Raw genomic sequence first — 15,295 nt, 5'->3', positions numbered from 1 at the left:
TATATACGCATAAATAACCACAGTAAAGGAATGGATAATGAAAGCAGCATATTGGGCGCTTCTCGCCGCCGCCGTTTTGCCAACGGTAGCCAGTGCTAATCAGGCAGGGGATGTCATTGTTCGCGCCGGGACCGCCACCGTTCGGCCTACCGCAAATTCACCAAGTGTGTTGGGATCGCTGGGATCCTTTGATGTCAGCAATAACACGCAACTTGGTCTGACATTAGGCTATATGTGGACCGATAACATCGGTATGGAATTGCTGGCGGCGACGCCGTTCAAGCATAAAATCGGTCTTAACGGCATTGGCGATATTGCCAGCGTTAAACAGCTGCCACCTTCGCTGATGGCGCAGTATTATTTTGGAAATAAAGAAGACAAACTGCGGCCTTACCTGGGGCTGGGCGTAAACTACACCACTTTCTATGATGCGCATTTTAATCAAACGGGATCTGACGCCAACTTAACCGATCTCAGTCTGAAACACTCATGGGGGCTGGCAACGCAGGCAGGGCTGGACTACAACCTGAATAAAGACTGGTTGCTGAATGCGTCGGTATGGTGGCTGGATATTAATACTACCGCGAGATTTAAAGCCGATGGCGAACAGCAAAGCGTAAAAACCCAGATCAATCCGTGGGTGTTTATGTTCTCCGTGGGTTATAAGTTTTAAGCTTTATCGGGCAGACAGTGTCACTCAATCTGCGGGTAATGATAAAAGGCGCCATATTGACGCCTTTTATCTTGCGCGATCGTTACTTGATACGCATATCGTTTTCAACGGAACGAACACCCGCTACACCCTGGGTGACGCTTACTGCACGATATTGTTCGGCTTTCGAAGAGACAAATCCGCTTAGCTGTACACGGCCTTTAAAAGTTTCCACGCCAATTTCCCGCGACTTGATGGTTTTATCTGCCAGCAGAGCCGATTTCACTTTGGTGGTCACCACGGTATCGTCAAGATAGCCACCCGTCCCTTCCTGTTTGGCTGTCGGCGCACAGGCTGCAAGTGTTGAAACCACAACGACCGCCATACACATAGCTGAAAGACTTTTTAATAGCTTCATAGCTTACTCTCCTTGCCACTTGTTATCAGAAACTAAGATGTCAGAGAACAATATTCTTCTTATTCTCAAATACGACGACGCACTGATTAAGAATAATTAATAATCAGCGCGTTAATTGTGGTTCAAAAGGACGGGATATACAATTTTGGCCGTTAAAAAAATGTAAATGGCCTAAAAAAATAAAGCCTCAGTCACAGAATGTCTGAGGCTTTTGTGTTGCTAAAATGAAAATGGGGTTTGCTATCAGCTTATTAGCTACGGGTAGCGGCTTTCATCTCACTCACAAAGCGTGAGAGCTGCGCCAGCATTTCAGCTGGCTGATGCTGGTTATTTTCAATAATGCGCACAATTGCCGACCCTGAAATCGCTCCGGCTGCGCCCGCAGCCAGCGACTCTTTCACCTGTGCCGGTTCGGAAATACCAAAACCCTGCAACGGTGGCGCTGCGTGGTATTCTTTCAGCTTGGCGGTCAGATGATTAAGCGGCGTAACGGCGCGCGTCTCGGTACCGGTAACACCGGCACGAGAGACCAGGTAGGTGTAACCACGGCCATGAGAGGCAATTTCGCGCAGCAGATCGTCGCTGGCGTTTGGCGGACAGATAAAAATCGGTGCCACGCCGTGACGCATCGCTGCGGCCCGGAACGGAGCGGACTCTTCCAGCGGCACATCGGCAACCAGCACCGAATCGACGCCCACTTCCGCACAGCGCTGATAGAAGTTATCGATGCCATTATGAAACACCAGATTAGCGTACATCAGCAGGCCAATGGGAATATCGGCATGTTTTTCGCGGATCCGTGCCAGCATGGTAAAGCACTGCGTCGGCGTTACCCCGGCGGCAAAGGCGCGCAGGTTGGCGTTTTGAATGGTCGGGCCATCTGCCAGCGGATCGGAGAAGGGAATACCCAGTTCCAAAGCATCGGCACCGGCTTCGATCAGCGTGTCAATAATCGCCAGCGACAGCTCGGGGTTGGGATCGCCAAGGGTGACGAAAGGCACGAATGCACCGGCTTTTTCACTCTCCAGACGTTTGAACAGTTGTTGATAACGTTCCATCAGATTTCTCCCCGTGCAGTCAGGATGTCATGTACGGTAAAGATATCTTTATCGCCGCGACCAGAAAGGTTTACCACCAGGATCTGCTCCTTGTTGGGTTCTTCTTTAATCATTTTTAATGCATAGGCCAGGGCGTGGGAGGATTCCAGTGCAGGAATAATCCCCTCGTGGCGAGACAGCTCTTTAAAGGCTTCCAACGCTTCATCATCGGTGATCGACACGTATTCTGCGCGGCCAATGCTGTTCAGGTAGGCGTGCTGCGGACCCACGGACGGAAAGTCGAGACCGGCAGAGATTGAATAGGACTCTTCAATCTGTCCTTCGGAAGTTTGCATCATCGGCGCTTTCATACCGAAATAGATGCCCACTGGCGCATGTTTAAGCGGAGCACCGTGCTGGCCGGTTTCGATCCCCAGCCCTGCTGGCTCAACGCCAATCAGTCTGACGGAGGTGTTGTCAATAAAATCGGCAAACATGCCAATGGCGTTGGATCCGCCACCAACGCAGGCAATCACCGCATCAGGCAGGCAGCCTTCGCGTTCTTGCATCTGGGCCTTGGTTTCTTCGCCAATCATGCGCTGGAATTCGCGCACAATGGTCGGGTAAGGGTGCGGACCTGCCGCCGTCCCCAGCATATAGTGCGATGTCTCATAGCTGCCAGACCAGTCGCGCAGCGCTTCGTTACAGGCATCTTTCAGTGTCGCCGAGCCGCTATGAACCGGGATCACTTCCGCGCCCATCAGGCGCATACGGAAGACGTTGGGAGACTGACGCTCAATGTCTTTGGCTCCCATATAAATGCGGCATTTCAGCCCGAGCAGGGCGCAGGCCAGGGCCGAGGCAACACCGTGTTGACCGGCACCGGTTTCGGCGATGATTTCGGTTTTACCCATGCGCTTGGCCAACAGTGCCTGACCTAAAACCTGGTTGGTTTTATGCGCGCCGCCGTGCAGCAAATCTTCACGTTTCAGGTAAAGTTTGGTTTTGCTGCCTGCGGTGAGATTGCGGCACAGGGTCAAGGCCGTAGGACGACCGGCATAATTTTTCAGCAGATCGATAAACTCAGCCTGAAACTCAGGGTCACTCTGGGCATTGACAAAGGCTTCTTCCAGCTGCACCAGCGCTGGCATCAGAATTTGCGGTACATACATACCGCCAAATTCGCCGAAGTAGGGGTTAAGTAAAGTCATAGTCTCTCTTCCTGTCTAACCAAGTAAGGCGCTGCAATACCGCGGAGGATTGCTGGCTGTTGCGGCCTGGCGGCAACAGCCAGCATGGGTATCAGCTCGATTTAATAAGCGCGCAGCGTCTGGAATACTGCGGTAATTTTATCCGCATCTTTAATGCCGGGTTCGCGCTCGACGCCAGAGTTAAAATCCAGCCCGGCGCAACCCAGCTGTGCAGCCTCAACGCAGTTATCTGCGCCCAGTCCGCCAGCCAGCAGCACGTTGTCGAGCTTTTCACCCTGTAACGTGCTCCAGTCAAAACGCTGACCGGTGCCGCCTTTGCCATTATCAAGCACATAGCGGGTGACATGCTGCAGATCTCGCAGCGGCATAGTCTCGGTCACGCTCAGGGCTTTCCAGATCTGGCAGTCCGCTGGCAATTGTTCCCGCAGCGCGTTGATATAGGCCTGATCTTCATCGCCATGCAGTTGCACGGCAAACAGGTGCAGGGCGCTGGCCTTGTCAGCCACGGCTTCGATCGGCGCATTGCGAAATACCCCGACGTATTTTAGCGGGGCGCCACTTTGTACCAGTCGCGCCTGGGTGCTATCAATAAAGCGCGGTGAACCTTCAACGAAAATCAGTCCGCCGTACAGCGCACCGGAGTGATAGGCGACATTGGCATCCTGTGGACGGGTTAGACCGCAGATTTTATTTTCACCCAGCAGCACGCGACGCACTGCGCTGGTGAGATCGGGTTCCGACATCAGCGCACTGCCAATCAGGAAACCATTGGCAAAGCGACTAAGCTCACGGATATGAGCATAATCGTTAATCCCTGACTCACTGATCACCGTGACCCCATGTGGCACGCGCGGTGCCAACTGGCGAGTACGATTGAGATCGATAGACAGATCGCGCAGGTCGCGGTTATTGATCCCGACGACTTTGGCATTGAGTTTAATCGCCCGCTCCAGCTCTTCTTCGTTGCTGGCTTCGGTCAAAATTCCCATATTCAGGCTGTGCGCCACGGCGGCCAACTGTACATACTGCTCGTCATTCAACACCGACAACATCAGCAAAATGGCATCGGCCTGATAGTAGCGCGCCAGATGGATCTGGTAAGGATCGATAATAAAATCTTTGCACAACACCGGCTGGGTTACCGTTTGGCTGACCAGCGGCAGAAAATCAAAGCTGCCCTGGAAATATTTTTCGTCAGTCAGTACCGAGATAGCAGAGGCATAATCTTTATATACCTTGGCGATGGCGACCGGATCAAAGTTATCGCGAATGGTGCCTTTTGACGGTGATGCTTTTTTGCATTCAAGAATAAAGGCGGTTCTGGCCCCTTGCAACGCGTCATAAAAACTGCGCTGACTCTGGTGGATCTCATTTTGAAAACTGGCCAGGGGCTGCTGTTCTTTTCGCGCCGCGACCCAGACTTCTTTGTCACGAACAATCTTGTGGAGCACGGTTTCCTGCTGCATCACTTATCCTCTTGCTGCCAATGCGCGAACGCGTTGGTAGGGTTCACCACTGCGCATTGCTGCCAACGCTTGTTGGGCATTTTGTTTTAAATCTTCCTGACCGAAAAGGCGCAGTAACATGGCCACGTTGGCCGCTACCGCAGCTTCATGGGCCGGGTCGCCTTTACCTTGTAACAAGCGTGCCAGAATGTCACGATTTTCTTCAGGTTCGCCGCCGAGCAGTGCCGACAGCGGATAGTTGTCCAAACCAAAGTCCTGCGGCGTCAGCTCAAAGGTGGTGATCTCGCCATCTTTCAGCTCCGCCACCTGGGTCGGGGCGTGGATCGCTACTTCATCCATGCCGCCGCCGTGTACTACGGCCGCGCGTTGATAACCCAGGGTGCGCAGCGTTTCGGCAATGGGTTTCACCAGTTCCGGGCTGTAGACGCCAATCAGCGCCAACGGCGGTCTTGCCGGATTAATCAACGGACCCAGCACGTTAAACAGCGTACGGGTTTTCAGCGCTTTGCGTACCGGCATCGCATGGCGAAAACCGGTGTGATATTGCGGTGCAAACAGAAAACACACCCCTAACTCATCCAGCGCCGCCCGTGAGGCTTCGGCTGGCATATCCAGACGAATGCCAAAGGCGGCCAGTAAATCGGACGACCCCGAGCGACTGGAAACACTGCGGTTGCCATGTTTGGCTACGCTGGCACCACAGCACGCAGCAACAAAGGCGCTGGCGGTAGAAATATTAATGCTGTTGGTGCCATCGCCGCCGGTACCGACAATATCGGCAAACGGATAATCGGGGCGCGGAAAAGGCTCGGCATCCGCCAGCAGCGCCTGGGCAGCTCCGGCAATTTCTGCCGGTTGTTCACCGCGTACTTTCATGCTGATAAGAGCGGCTGCCAGTTGTGCAGGCTCCAGTTCACCTTTGACAATGGCACTAAACAGCAGTTGACTCTGTTGCTGGGTCATCGTTTGGGCCTGGTAAAGGTTTTCCAGAATACCTGCAATATTTTGCGTTTCCATGACGGTTCCTCTTACGCCAAAGCCCAGGCCAGGGTCTGTTCTAACAGACGGGCGCCCTGAGACGTTAAAATGGATTCGGGATGAAACTGGAAGCCGCAAACGCGGTCCCGATCGTGGCGTACGGCCATTACCATGTCACCAAAGCGAGCATTGACGGTCAGACCCGACGGGATCTGACTGCCGACCAGAGAATGGTAACGGGCAACGGGCAGCGGGTTAGGCATACCGGCAAACATCGCTTGTTGGTCATGGGTGATAGAAGAGGCTTTACCATGCAGGATCTCGCCCGCCTGACCGACATGACCACCATAGGCTTCGACAATTGCCTGATGACCAAGGCAGATACCGATAATCGGCAACTGGCCACGTAAACGTTGCAACAGCTCTGGCATGCAGCCCGCTTGTGACGGGGTCCCCGGTCCTGGCGAGAGCAGCAGCACCGGATTTTCCAGCTGGCTGAGCTTTTCAACAATAATGTCCGCCGGGATCTGATTGCGGTAAATCACCACGTTATGGCCGCTGGCGCGCAGTTGGTCCACCAGGTTGTAGGTAAAAGAATCGACGTTATCGATCAGTAAAATGTCGGCCATCTTAAAACACCTCTTTGGCATGATGGGCTGTGGCAATGGCGCGCAGCACAGCACGGGCTTTATTGCGAGTTTCATCGGCTTCAGACTGCGGTACGGAGTCCAGCACTACGCCGCCACCTGCTTGAACGGTGGCAATGCCATCTTCAACGTAAGCCGAGCGGATCACGATGCAGGTATCCAGGTCGCCATGGGCGGTGAAGTAACCCACTGCGCCGCCGTAACTGCCGCGGCGTGTGCCTTCCGAGGCGGCAATCAGCTGCATGGCGCGTACTTTCGGTGCTCCGGTGAGGGTACCCATATTCATTACCGCCTGATAAGCATGCAGCACATCGAGATCGGCGCGCAGTGTGCCCACCACGCGGGAAACCAAATGCATAACAAAGGAGTAACGGTCAACTTTGGTCAGGTCGGCGACATAACGGCTTCCCGGCTCGCAGATACGTGCCAAATCGTTGCGCGCCAGGTCAACCAGCATCAGATGCTCAGCCAGCTCTTTATGATCGGTACGCATTTCCAGTTCAATACGGCTGTCGAGATCGGCATCCAGTGAACCATCGGCGCGACGTCCGCGCGGGCGGGTACCGGCAATCGGGTAAATTTCAATCTGACGATTGCTGGCCTGATATTTCAGTGCGCTTTCCGGTGATGCGCCAAACAGAGTGAAATCGTTATCCTGCATAAAGAACATATAGGGGCTGGGATTATTGTTTTTCAGCGTTTCATACGCTGCCAGCGGAGCAGGGCACGGCAGTGAGAAGCGGCGCGATGGCACCACCTGGAAAATTTCACCGGCGCGGATGGCTTCTTTCATCTTTTCAACCACGGCACCAAAGACTTCATCACTTTGATTGCAGCTTAACTGCATATCGCTCACGCTTTGCTGCGGGATAGCGTGCAGTGGCTGCTGCAGTTGATGTTGCAGTTGTTCCAGGCGAGCCTGCAGGCGCTGTTTCTCTTGTTGTGAAGGGGTAAACAGACTGGCCTGCAAACGGCTGCTGCGCTGCTGGTGGTCGAGCACCAGCAAGGTTTCTGCCAGATAGAAACAGAAATCAGGGCAGCGTTGCTGGGCGCTGAGCTGCGGCAGGTCTTCAAATCCGGCCACCAGGTCGTAGGCAAACAGACCGCCAAGGAACATGGCTTCACGTTCATCGGCCGGGGACTCTACCAGTTGGAGGACGTTACGCAGCGCGTCGAATACTGAACGCGAACGCAGGCGGGCATCTTCGTCCTGCATGCTGTCAATCAGCGGGAAAGTCAGTTCACGACCGTTGGGGCGCACGACATTGATGACATCGGCGGGCAGTGAGGCATCGAGCAGCGGCAGCAGTGACGCCCCGTTGGCGGTCAGTGCCGCAATGGTCACCACGCGGCCCATGGCGGTAATGCGCAGGGCGCTGTCGATGATCAACAGGCTTTTCAGGCTCTCTTTGGTATTGATTTCTGCGCTTTCCAGCAACAGCGTTGCCGGACGTGCGCCGCACAGTTGGTGAAAAATCGCCGTTGGATCGCCACGGTAACTTCCTTGCGCGGTCAACAGTTCCAATTTTTGTTGTTGATTACTCATGATTTTTCCTGATTCTGTCGCCCCAAAGGCGTGATATTCAATAAAGTTTTACCCTTTAACTGCCACCGGGTAAATGCCGATCTTTGCCCACAAAAAAGCCCGCATTGTGCGGGCCTGGGGTATCTGCAGCGTCTGATGACAGCTATGCGCGATTACACCGCCCGCAAAGGGGAAGCGCGCCACCAGCTGTTAACAGAAGTCATGTTAATTTTCATCATCAGTCGCTCTTGTTGATACCCATATTGCCGAGGGGTAGTGACAGTAAGTAGTGCTTGCCTTGAATTCGCTTGCCACGTTGCCCTGTGAACTTGCGTACTAGTTAACTAGTTCACCACCCTAAAGTCAACCACCTTTTACTGATTATTTTCACCTCCGTGGCCATGGCTGTCCGCCTGACTACGCTTTGCTTAAAAGCTGTACAATCCGCGGACAAAGCGGAGATAGCGGTAACTCGCCGACAGGTTACGGGTTATGATACCGGCAGTTTTTTTACAGAGCCTTTCTATAATTATTATGACAGCAAGTTTATCTGATTCACCTGCCTTCACCCTTTACGATCTGCATAGCCATACTACCGCCTCCGACGGTTATCTGACGCCCGAAGCGCTGGTCGCTCGTGCGGTGGAGATGCGCGTTGGCGTGCTGGCCATTACCGACCACGACAGCACCGAAGGATTGGCGCGCGCGGCGGCGGCCATTGCGGATCAACAGTTACCGCTGCAACTGATTAACGGTGTGGAAATTTCGACACTGTGGGAAAACCATGAGATTCATATTGTCGGGCTGCGTATCGATCCGCAGCATCCGGCGATGGTCGGCCTGCTTGAGCGTCAGGCTCAATTGCGGGTGGAACGGGCGCAGGAGATTGGCCGCCGCCTGGCCAAGGCCCGTATTGAAGGGGCCTATGAAGGTGCGCTGCGTCTGGCGCAGGGCGGGGCGGTAACCCGCGCGCACTTTGCCCGTTATCTGGTGGAAATCGGCATCGCGGACAATATCGCCAAGGTATTTAAAAAATATCTCGCCAAGGGCAATACCGGTTATGTTCCGCCACAGTGGTGTACAATAGAAGAAGCCGTTGATGTTATTCACCAATCTGGTGGTCAGGCCGTGGTCGCCCATCCCGGACGCTATGATTTATCCGCCAAATGGTTAAAAAGGTTATTGGCTTATTTTGCCGAACATGGCGGCGATGCCATGGAAGTGGCGCAGTGTCAGCAGTCGCCCGATGAGCGCACGCAACACGCCGTATTGGCCCGTGACTATAATTTACTGGCATCGCAGGGGTCGGACTTTCATCTCCCCTGTTCGTGGATCGAGCTGGGGCGCAAACTTTGGCTACCGGCCAACGTACAGGCCGTCTGGCAGGACTGGCCACAGTCGCGATAAACACAGTCCCGCAAGCGGATTAAAGCAAGAGATACCCGTCGGGAACATAGTTTCCCCGGTACTTTCTGCTGGCAGACAAGACGGTCTGCAAACGATAGAGAGGAATTAACATGAGTCAGTACTTTTATATCCATCCTGAAAATCCGCAACCGCGGTTGATCAACCAGGCTGTGGATATGCTGCGCAAAGGATGCGTGATCGTCTATCCAACGGATTCGGGCTATGCCTTGGGTTGTCGCCTGGAAGATAAAAATTCAATGGAGCGTATTTGTCGCATTCGGCAACTGGATGGCAACCATAACTTCACTCTGGTTTGCCGCGATCTTTCCGAGCTTTCGACCTATGCCTATGTGGATAACTCGGCCTTCCGTTTAATGAAAAATAATACGCCGGGTAATTACACGTTTATTCTTAAAGCCACCAAAGAAGTACCGCGTCGCCTGATGAGCGAGAAACGTAAAACCATTGGTATGCGCGTTCCCTCCAATCCTATCGCGCTGGCACTGCTCGACGTGCTGGGTGAACCGCTGATGTCCACCACCCTGATGTTGCCGGGCAATGACTTTGCGGAATCCGATCCTGAAGAGATCAAAGAGAGCATCGGCAAGCTGGTGGATTTGATTATTGACGGGGGTTCTCTGGGACAACAGCCGACGACGGTTATCGATTTGACCGACTCGATCCCGGAAGTGGTCCGCGAAGGTGCCGGCGATCCGACGCCTTTCCGTTAATCTGCGGCCATTTTGCAGGTAAAGGTAATGGATAAAATTTAAGCGTTTTATCCACAATCATCGGTACATAGTGGCTATAACTGTGTATAATGGAGGGCTGACTTTTTCGTAAGTCACTGTTTTCTCGCAGACAGACAATCTTTCAGGTTGCGCTGTCTGCTCCCCCCGACGCCTGTGAAGGCGACAAATGAGGCTGCTCAATGAGCGAGAAGTTTAATTCCAGTAAGCAAAAAAACGATAAGTTTTCCTCTGATAAGCCGCGTTTCCAGCGTGCCGAAGCAGATAAGCCGCGCGGCAAAAAGCCCGGCGCAGACAAATCTCGGATAGAAAAAGCCCGTGGCGGTAAAGTCGCTGCGGAGAACATCGGCGCGGATAAACCCCGTGCGGACAGACCTCGTACTGAAAAACCACGCATGGATCAACCACGTAATGGAAAGCCGCAGGGTGATAAACCCCGTAGCACCAAGCCACGTGCTGAGACCCTGTTGGTGAAAAAAGTCAGTGACGACGAAGCAGAAGAAGCGCCGAAATACGAAAAGCCAAAGAACGCGCTGGACGAAGGCGAAGGTCTGCAAAGTGAAAAACTGCAAAAAGTATTAGCCCGCGCCGGTCACGGTTCGCGTCGCGAAGTAGAAGCGATGATCCAGCAAGGTCGTATCAGTGTAGACGGTAAAATCTCTACCCTGGGCGATCGCGTTGAGTTGACTGCCGGCACCAAGATCCGTCTTGATGGTCATGTGCTGTCCATTCTCGAAGCGCAGGATACTGTCTGTCGCGTACTGGCTTACTACAAGCCGGAAGGTGAACTTTGTACGCGCAGCGACCCTGAAGGCCGTCCTACCGTGTTCGATCGTCTGCCTAAAATGCGTGGCTCACGCTGGGTGGCGGTTGGCCGTCTCGACGTCAATACCTCGGGTCTGTTGCTGTTTACCACTGACGGTGAACTGGCTAACCGCCTGATGCACCCAAGTCGTGAAGTTGAACGTGAATACGCGGTGCGTGTTTTCGGTCAGATCGACGACGAGAAAATCAAACAGCTGAGCCGTGGCGTTCAGTTGGAAGACGGCCCAGCCGCTTTCCGCACCATTAAATATCAGGGTGGGGAAGGGATTAACCAGTGGTACAACGTAACCTTGACTGAAGGGCGTAACCGCGAAGTTCGTCGCCTGTGGGAAGCCGTCGGTGTGCAAGTCAGCCGTCTGATCCGTGTACGTTACGGCGATCTTAATCTGCCGAAAGGCCTGCCGCGTGGCGGCTATAAAGAGCTGGATCTTCCGGATATCAACTACCTGCGTCAATTGGTAGAGATGAACGAAGAAACTGTCAGCAAGATGCCGGTTGAGCGCGATCGTCGTCGGGTCAAGGCCAACCAGATCCGTCGTGCCGTCAAGCGTCATACTCAGGTTGCCCCTGTGCGTCGCAGCAGTGGTTCAGCCAAGCACTAAGCTGCCGATCTGGTATTAAAAAACGCAGCCTTAGTGCTGCGTAGAGTTTGATGACCAAGTCGTCTTGATGATCGAGATACCCGGGCATAGCACACCTAGGGGCGCTCCGGCGGGCAAGCCCGCTACGACCCCAACGGTGTACTCTCCCTAATAACGAACTTTGTCAGCCGTCTGAACGCAGCCTTAGTGCTGCGTTTTTTTTTGCACTACCTGGCTTTTACCAGTCAATGCCCTGTTGCGCCATAATGCCGGCGTCAAAGGCGTGTTTTACCGGGCGTAATTCGCTGACAGTGTCAGCCATTTCCAGCAGATCGCGATGACAGCCACGACCGGTGATAATCACTGTTTGATGGGCCGGGCGCGCAGTTAAGGCGTCGATCACCTCCTGCAAATCCAGATAGGCAAAGCTGAGCATATAAGTCAGCTCATCAAGCACCACCAGATCAAGCGAGGGGTCGGCCAGCATACGTTTGCCATGTTGCCACACTGCCTGACAGGCCTGGGTATCGGTTTCTTTATTCTGCGTCTCCCAGGTAAAACCGGTTGCCATTACCTGAAATTCAACGCCGTGAGGTTCCAACAGATTGCGTTCCCCATTTGGCCATTCTCCTTTAATAAACTGGATCACCCCGGCGCGCTGACCGTGTCCTACTGCGCGGGTGACGGTGCCAAACGCACCGGTGGTTTTGCCTTTACCGTTGCCGGTGAGGATAATCAGGATCCCGCGGGCCTGGGTGGCGGCTTCAATACGGGCATCGACCTGCTGTTTTAATTTTTGCTGGCGTTGCTGGTGGCGATCTGTGGTCATGGAGTGTGCTCGATTTATTCAGCTGGACCGGCTTTACGGCCGGGCTGGGCATCAAAACTGATGCCGGTTTTGCGACGACTGTCATCCCCCATCAGATAAAGATATAACGGCATAATATCGGCAGGGGTTTTTAGCTTCTGGCTATCTTCATCCGGGAAAGCAGATGCCCGCATACTGGTGCGCGTTCCCCCCGGATTGATGCAGTTAACCCGCAAGTTAGTCTGTTTATATTCATCGGCCAGTACCTGCATCAGCCCTTCGGTAGCAAACTTGGATACCGCATAGGCACCCCAGCCGCTGCGGCCTTCACGCCCAACGCTGGAGCTGGTAAAGACCAGCGAAGCACTGGCCGATTTTAGCAATAGCGGCAGCAACGCCTGGGTCAGCATAAAGGTGGCATTGACGTTCACCTGCATCACATCCAGCCAGTCTTGCAACTTGATATCGGCTACCGGCACAATTTCGCTAAGTAGCCCGGCATTGTGCAGTACGCCGTCGAGACGCGGCACCCATTGAGTGATTTGCCCGGCAACCTGCTGGCAATCTTCTGCCGTTGCAGTAAGCAAATCGAGGACGATGGACTGTGCAGGCAAGCCCCCGGCGCGGGTGATTTCCTGTTGTACCGCCAACAGTTTGCTTTCGGTTCGTCCCAGTAAAATAACCTGGGCACCAAAGCGGGCGTAGGTGAGGGCGGCTTCGCGGCCAATGCCGTCACCGGCACCGGTGACCAGAATAATACGTTGGCGGAGTAAGTCTGATTTTGGATGATAATGCACAGAATAATCCTCGCAATAGGGTCGGGATGCGGTGGCAAAGGCCAGCAACGCATCAGAGCCGCTTGTTTGCCGGGAGAAGGAACCTCAACCATAGTCAAACAAGCCGCCAGTATAGGGTGTCGACACCGCTGAATAACGGGTTTTATATGCCATTAAATAAAGGAGGCTTTCAATAAATAACGCCATAACGACGGGATCATTTGTAACAAAAATGAATCACAGACGCATCATGTTTAACGCTTTTATCGCAAAATCGGCGGTTATCATCTTGAATCGCCGGACGATAAGGGTTAACAAGACTGCTGTTATGGGCAACATGCTTTCCTGCAAGACTCATTGACGCCGATTGTCTAGAATGGGTCAGTATCTTATCAGCAAGTTAAAAGGCGGTATTTGTGGATTTACTCTCTCTGTATGGGCTGTTCCTGGCCAAAGTTGTCACCCTGGTGGTCGCCATCGGTGCCCTGGTGGTGTTGTTTGTAGGATTACGCCAGCGTAAATCAGCGGGCAAAGGCGAACTGCGTCTGACCGATTTGGGGGAGGAATACCGGGAAATGCAACGTGAGATGCGTAATGCGCGTCTCAACCCGGCAGAACAGAAGTTGAGTATCAAGGCATTTAAAAAGCAGGAAAAGGCCGAGGGCAAAGCCAAAAAACTGCAGGCGAAAAACGGGGCGACAAAAAATAAATCCTGTCTCTACGTACTTGATTTTAAAGGTAGCATGGATGCCCATGAGGTCACTTCACTGCGTGAGGAAATCTCGGCAGTATTGGCTGTCGCCACCCCGCAGGATGAAGTGCTGCTGCGACTGGAAAGCCCGGGCGGTGTGGTGCATGGCTACGGTCTGGCAGCGTCACAGTTGGCCCGCCTGCGTCAGGGCGGTATTCGACTGACTGTTGCAGTAGATAAAGTAGCAGCCAGCGGCGGTTATATGATGGCCTGTGTGGCCGACCGCATTGTTGCCGCACCATTTGCCATTATCGGCTCCATTGGCGTTGTGGCGCAGATCCCCAACTTTAGTCGCCTGTTAAAGAAAAACGACATTGATGTCGAGTTGCATACTGCCGGTCAGTTTAAACGCACACTGACCTTGTTTGGTGAAAACACCGAAGAAGGACGTGAAAAATTCCGCGAAGATCTTAACGAAACGCATCAGTTATTCAAACAATTTGTCGGTGAGCATCGCCCGTCATTGGATATTGATGCTGTAGCCACCGGTGAACACTGGTTTGGCACTCAGGCACGTGAGAAAGGCCTGATTGACGCTATCGGTACCAGCGATGATCTACTGATTGCCGAGATGCAAAATCATGAAGTTATTGCGGTGCATTACAGTCGTCGCAAACGCATGATGGACAGGTTTACCGGCAGCGCGGCCGAGAGTGTCGATCGTCTGTTTTTACGTTGGCTACAGCGTAGTGAAAAGCCGCTGCTATAAGCGGGTTAAAAGGGACTGCGGTCCCTTTTATATTAAAATAACCGCCAGTAAAGCGGACGGTTATTTTAACCCATCGACCTGCGATTACGGTTAAAAAATGTTCTAATCTTCCAGGTGGTATTTATCTGAAAAAAGATGGGCCAAGTGTTTAAACATATTAAATACGGCTGTGGTTTTGCGGGTAGGTAATCCCTGTTCATCAAGGAAAAAGTCGCCACGAAAAACCAGTACGCCGCCTTTTTGTTCTACGCTGGTGGCCACCATTCCCTGAAGATAAGCTTCATGTTGGCGGATAACATTATTTGCTTCTATAAGTAAAGCTTCAGAACTTATTGCCGATGTCTTGGTGTACATAAAAAAATCCCCACGATAATCTCTGGCGTTATTGTAATCCTGCGTCGGACAAAACCGCAATCACCCAGTGGGCAGCGGCCTTGACCTGGAGCATATAATGTTCAACCTGGCAGAAACCGGGTTTAGGTGCTAATTAGGTTGCGTGGCAATTTTTATCAGGTAGAGTGTGGGATTTTCTGCCGTAAGGTGGAATGATTTGTTTACGTTTGCGCATTGTTTTATGCCATGATGGCAACTTGTTCACCTCGGTCTGAGTTATAAAAGCACAGAATTTCATTGGGTTGTCCCTGTTAAAGGGCGGCTGGCGAGGGTGGAGAAAAAAAACAGTTGATCTCCCGACTCACTGCTGCAATATAAAAAAAGACATTAAATGTGCCGCGGCATAACAAGACAAAATCTTC

Annotated in this window: 13 protein-coding genes, 1 pseudogene and 1 other annotated feature; of the genes and pseudogenes, 5 read left to right on the top strand and 9 right to left on the bottom strand. The window is 52.9% G+C overall.

Annotated elements, in window-relative coordinates; genetic code table 11:
- Window positions 1–37 precede the first annotated feature (37 nt).
- Window positions 38–673: an outer membrane protein OmpW gene (gene ompW, locus GW590_RS17915; RefSeq protein ID WP_169404449.1), complete on the top strand. Its 636-nt coding sequence runs from the start codon at window positions 38–40 to the stop codon at window positions 671–673.
- An 82-nt stretch (window positions 674–755) separates the two neighbouring features.
- On the opposite strand, the gene GW590_RS17910 is transcribed toward ompW, so the two are convergent.
- The 6 genes and pseudogenes from GW590_RS17910 to GW590_RS17880 all read right to left on the bottom strand — a co-directional run bounded on the left by GW590_RS17910 (window position 756) and on the right by GW590_RS17880 (window position 7,955).
- Entirely contained in the window at window positions 756–1,070 is a 315-nt protein-coding gene (locus GW590_RS17910; protein ID WP_169404448.1) for a BON domain-containing protein, read from the bottom strand.
- Window positions 1,071–1,321: 251 nt separating this feature from the next.
- Entirely contained in the window at window positions 1,322–2,128 is an 807-nt protein-coding gene (gene trpA, locus GW590_RS17905) for a tryptophan synthase subunit alpha (protein ID WP_169404447.1), read from the bottom strand.
- Window positions 2,128–3,318: a tryptophan synthase subunit beta gene (gene trpB, locus GW590_RS17900; RefSeq protein ID WP_169404446.1), complete on the bottom strand. Its 1,191-nt coding sequence runs from the start codon at window positions 3,316–3,318 to the stop codon at window positions 2,128–2,130. Before trpB ends, trpA begins: the two co-directional genes overlap by 1 nt.
- Window positions 3,319–3,419: 101 nt before the next feature.
- Window positions 3,420–4,784, bottom strand: coding sequence for a bifunctional indole-3-glycerol-phosphate synthase TrpC/phosphoribosylanthranilate isomerase TrpF (gene trpCF / locus GW590_RS17895; protein ID WP_169404445.1), 1,365 nt, complete (start codon window positions 4,782–4,784; stop codon window positions 3,420–3,422).
- Window positions 4,785–4,787: 3 nt separating this feature from the next.
- Window positions 4,788–6,391, bottom strand: a pseudogene (trpD, locus tag GW590_RS24420) (bifunctional anthranilate synthase glutamate amidotransferase component TrpG/anthranilate phosphoribosyltransferase TrpD).
- 1 nt (window position 6,392) lies between these two features.
- A complete protein-coding gene (locus GW590_RS17880) occupies window positions 6,393–7,955 on the bottom strand; it encodes an anthranilate synthase component 1 (protein ID WP_169404443.1) in 1,563 nt (520 codons plus the stop codon).
- A gap of 89 nt (window positions 7,956–8,044) precedes the next feature.
- Window positions 8,045–8,146: a sequence feature (Trp leader region), on the bottom strand.
- A gap of 322 nt (window positions 8,147–8,468) precedes the next feature.
- Here GW590_RS17880 and rnm point away from each other — a divergent pair.
- The 3 genes from rnm (at window position 8,469) to rluB (ending at window position 11,517) form a co-directional block, all read left to right on the top strand.
- Entirely contained in the window at window positions 8,469–9,341 is an 873-nt protein-coding gene (gene rnm / locus GW590_RS17875) for an RNase RNM (protein WP_169404442.1), read from the top strand.
- 110 nt (window positions 9,342–9,451) lie between these two features.
- Window positions 9,452–10,072: an L-threonylcarbamoyladenylate synthase gene (locus GW590_RS17870; protein ID WP_169404441.1), complete on the top strand. Its 621-nt coding sequence runs from the start codon at window positions 9,452–9,454 to the stop codon at window positions 10,070–10,072.
- Window positions 10,073–10,623: 551 nt separating this feature from the next.
- Window positions 10,624–11,517, top strand: a complete 894-nt coding sequence (rluB, locus tag GW590_RS17865; RefSeq protein WP_235955988.1) for a 23S rRNA pseudouridine(2605) synthase RluB — start codon at window positions 10,624–10,626, stop codon at window positions 11,515–11,517.
- 217 nt (window positions 11,518–11,734) lie between these two features.
- Here the strand turns inward: rluB and cobO are convergent, their stop codons facing one another.
- Both cobO and GW590_RS17855 read right to left on the bottom strand, forming a co-directional pair.
- The gene (gene cobO / locus GW590_RS17860) at window positions 11,735–12,325 is read right to left on the bottom strand and encodes a cob(I)yrinic acid a,c-diamide adenosyltransferase (RefSeq protein WP_169404439.1); all 591 of its coding nucleotides are present in this window, start codon (window positions 12,323–12,325) and stop codon (window positions 11,735–11,737) included.
- A 14-nt stretch (window positions 12,326–12,339) separates the two neighbouring features.
- The gene (locus tag GW590_RS17855) at window positions 12,340–13,101 is read right to left on the bottom strand and encodes a YciK family oxidoreductase (RefSeq protein WP_169404438.1); all 762 of its coding nucleotides are present in this window, start codon (window positions 13,099–13,101) and stop codon (window positions 12,340–12,342) included.
- Window positions 13,102–13,496: 395 nt separating this feature from the next.
- Between GW590_RS17855 and sohB the strand changes: the two genes are divergently transcribed.
- The gene (sohB, locus tag GW590_RS17850) at window positions 13,497–14,540 is read left to right on the top strand and encodes a protease SohB (RefSeq protein WP_169404437.1); all 1,044 of its coding nucleotides are present in this window, start codon (window positions 13,497–13,499) and stop codon (window positions 14,538–14,540) included.
- Window positions 14,541–14,642: 102 nt separating this feature from the next.
- Here sohB and GW590_RS17845 read toward each other — a convergent pair whose 3' ends face one another.
- Complete coding sequence (locus GW590_RS17845; RefSeq protein ID WP_169404436.1) at window positions 14,643–14,894, bottom strand: YciN family protein; 252 nt, start codon at window positions 14,892–14,894, stop codon at window positions 14,643–14,645.
- Window positions 14,895–15,295 lie beyond the last annotated feature (401 nt).

Source organism: Rouxiella aceris (assembly GCF_012933545.1).
Taxonomy (GTDB): domain Bacteria; phylum Pseudomonadota; class Gammaproteobacteria; order Enterobacterales; family Enterobacteriaceae; genus Rouxiella; species Rouxiella aceris.
Note: the sequence above shows the minus strand (reverse complement) of the source record. Positions and strands in the feature narration are given on the sequence as shown.

Bases quoted from the DNA above. Each gene is read 5' to 3' on its own strand.
- GW590_RS17870 (WP_169404441.1), top strand. From the start codon at position 9,452: ATGAGTCAGTACTTTTATATCCATCCTGAAAATCCGCAACCGCGGTTG.
- ompW (WP_169404449.1), top strand. From the start codon at position 38: ATGAAAGCAGCATATTGGGCGCTTCTCGCCGCCGCCGTTTTGCCAACG.
- trpB (WP_169404446.1), bottom strand. From the start codon at position 3,318: ATGACTTTACTTAACCCCTACTTCGGCGAATTTGGCGGTATGTATGTA.
- GW590_RS17880 (WP_169404443.1), bottom strand. From the start codon at position 7,955: ATGAGTAATCAACAACAAAAATTGGAACTGTTGACCGCGCAAGGAAGT.
- trpCF (WP_169404445.1), bottom strand. From the start codon at position 4,784: ATGCAGCAGGAAACCGTGCTCCACAAGATTGTTCGTGACAAAGAAGTC.
- GW590_RS17845 (WP_169404436.1), bottom strand. From the start codon at position 14,894: ATGTACACCAAGACATCGGCAATAAGTTCTGAAGCTTTACTTATAGAA.
- trpA (WP_169404447.1), bottom strand. From the start codon at position 2,128: ATGGAACGTTATCAACAACTGTTCAAACGTCTGGAGAGTGAAAAAGCC.
- GW590_RS17910 (WP_169404448.1), bottom strand. From the start codon at position 1,070: ATGAAGCTATTAAAAAGTCTTTCAGCTATGTGTATGGCGGTCGTTGTG.
- rnm (WP_169404442.1), top strand. From the start codon at position 8,469: ATGACAGCAAGTTTATCTGATTCACCTGCCTTCACCCTTTACGATCTG.
- cobO (WP_169404439.1), bottom strand. From the start codon at position 12,325: ATGACCACAGATCGCCACCAGCAACGCCAGCAAAAATTAAAACAGCAG.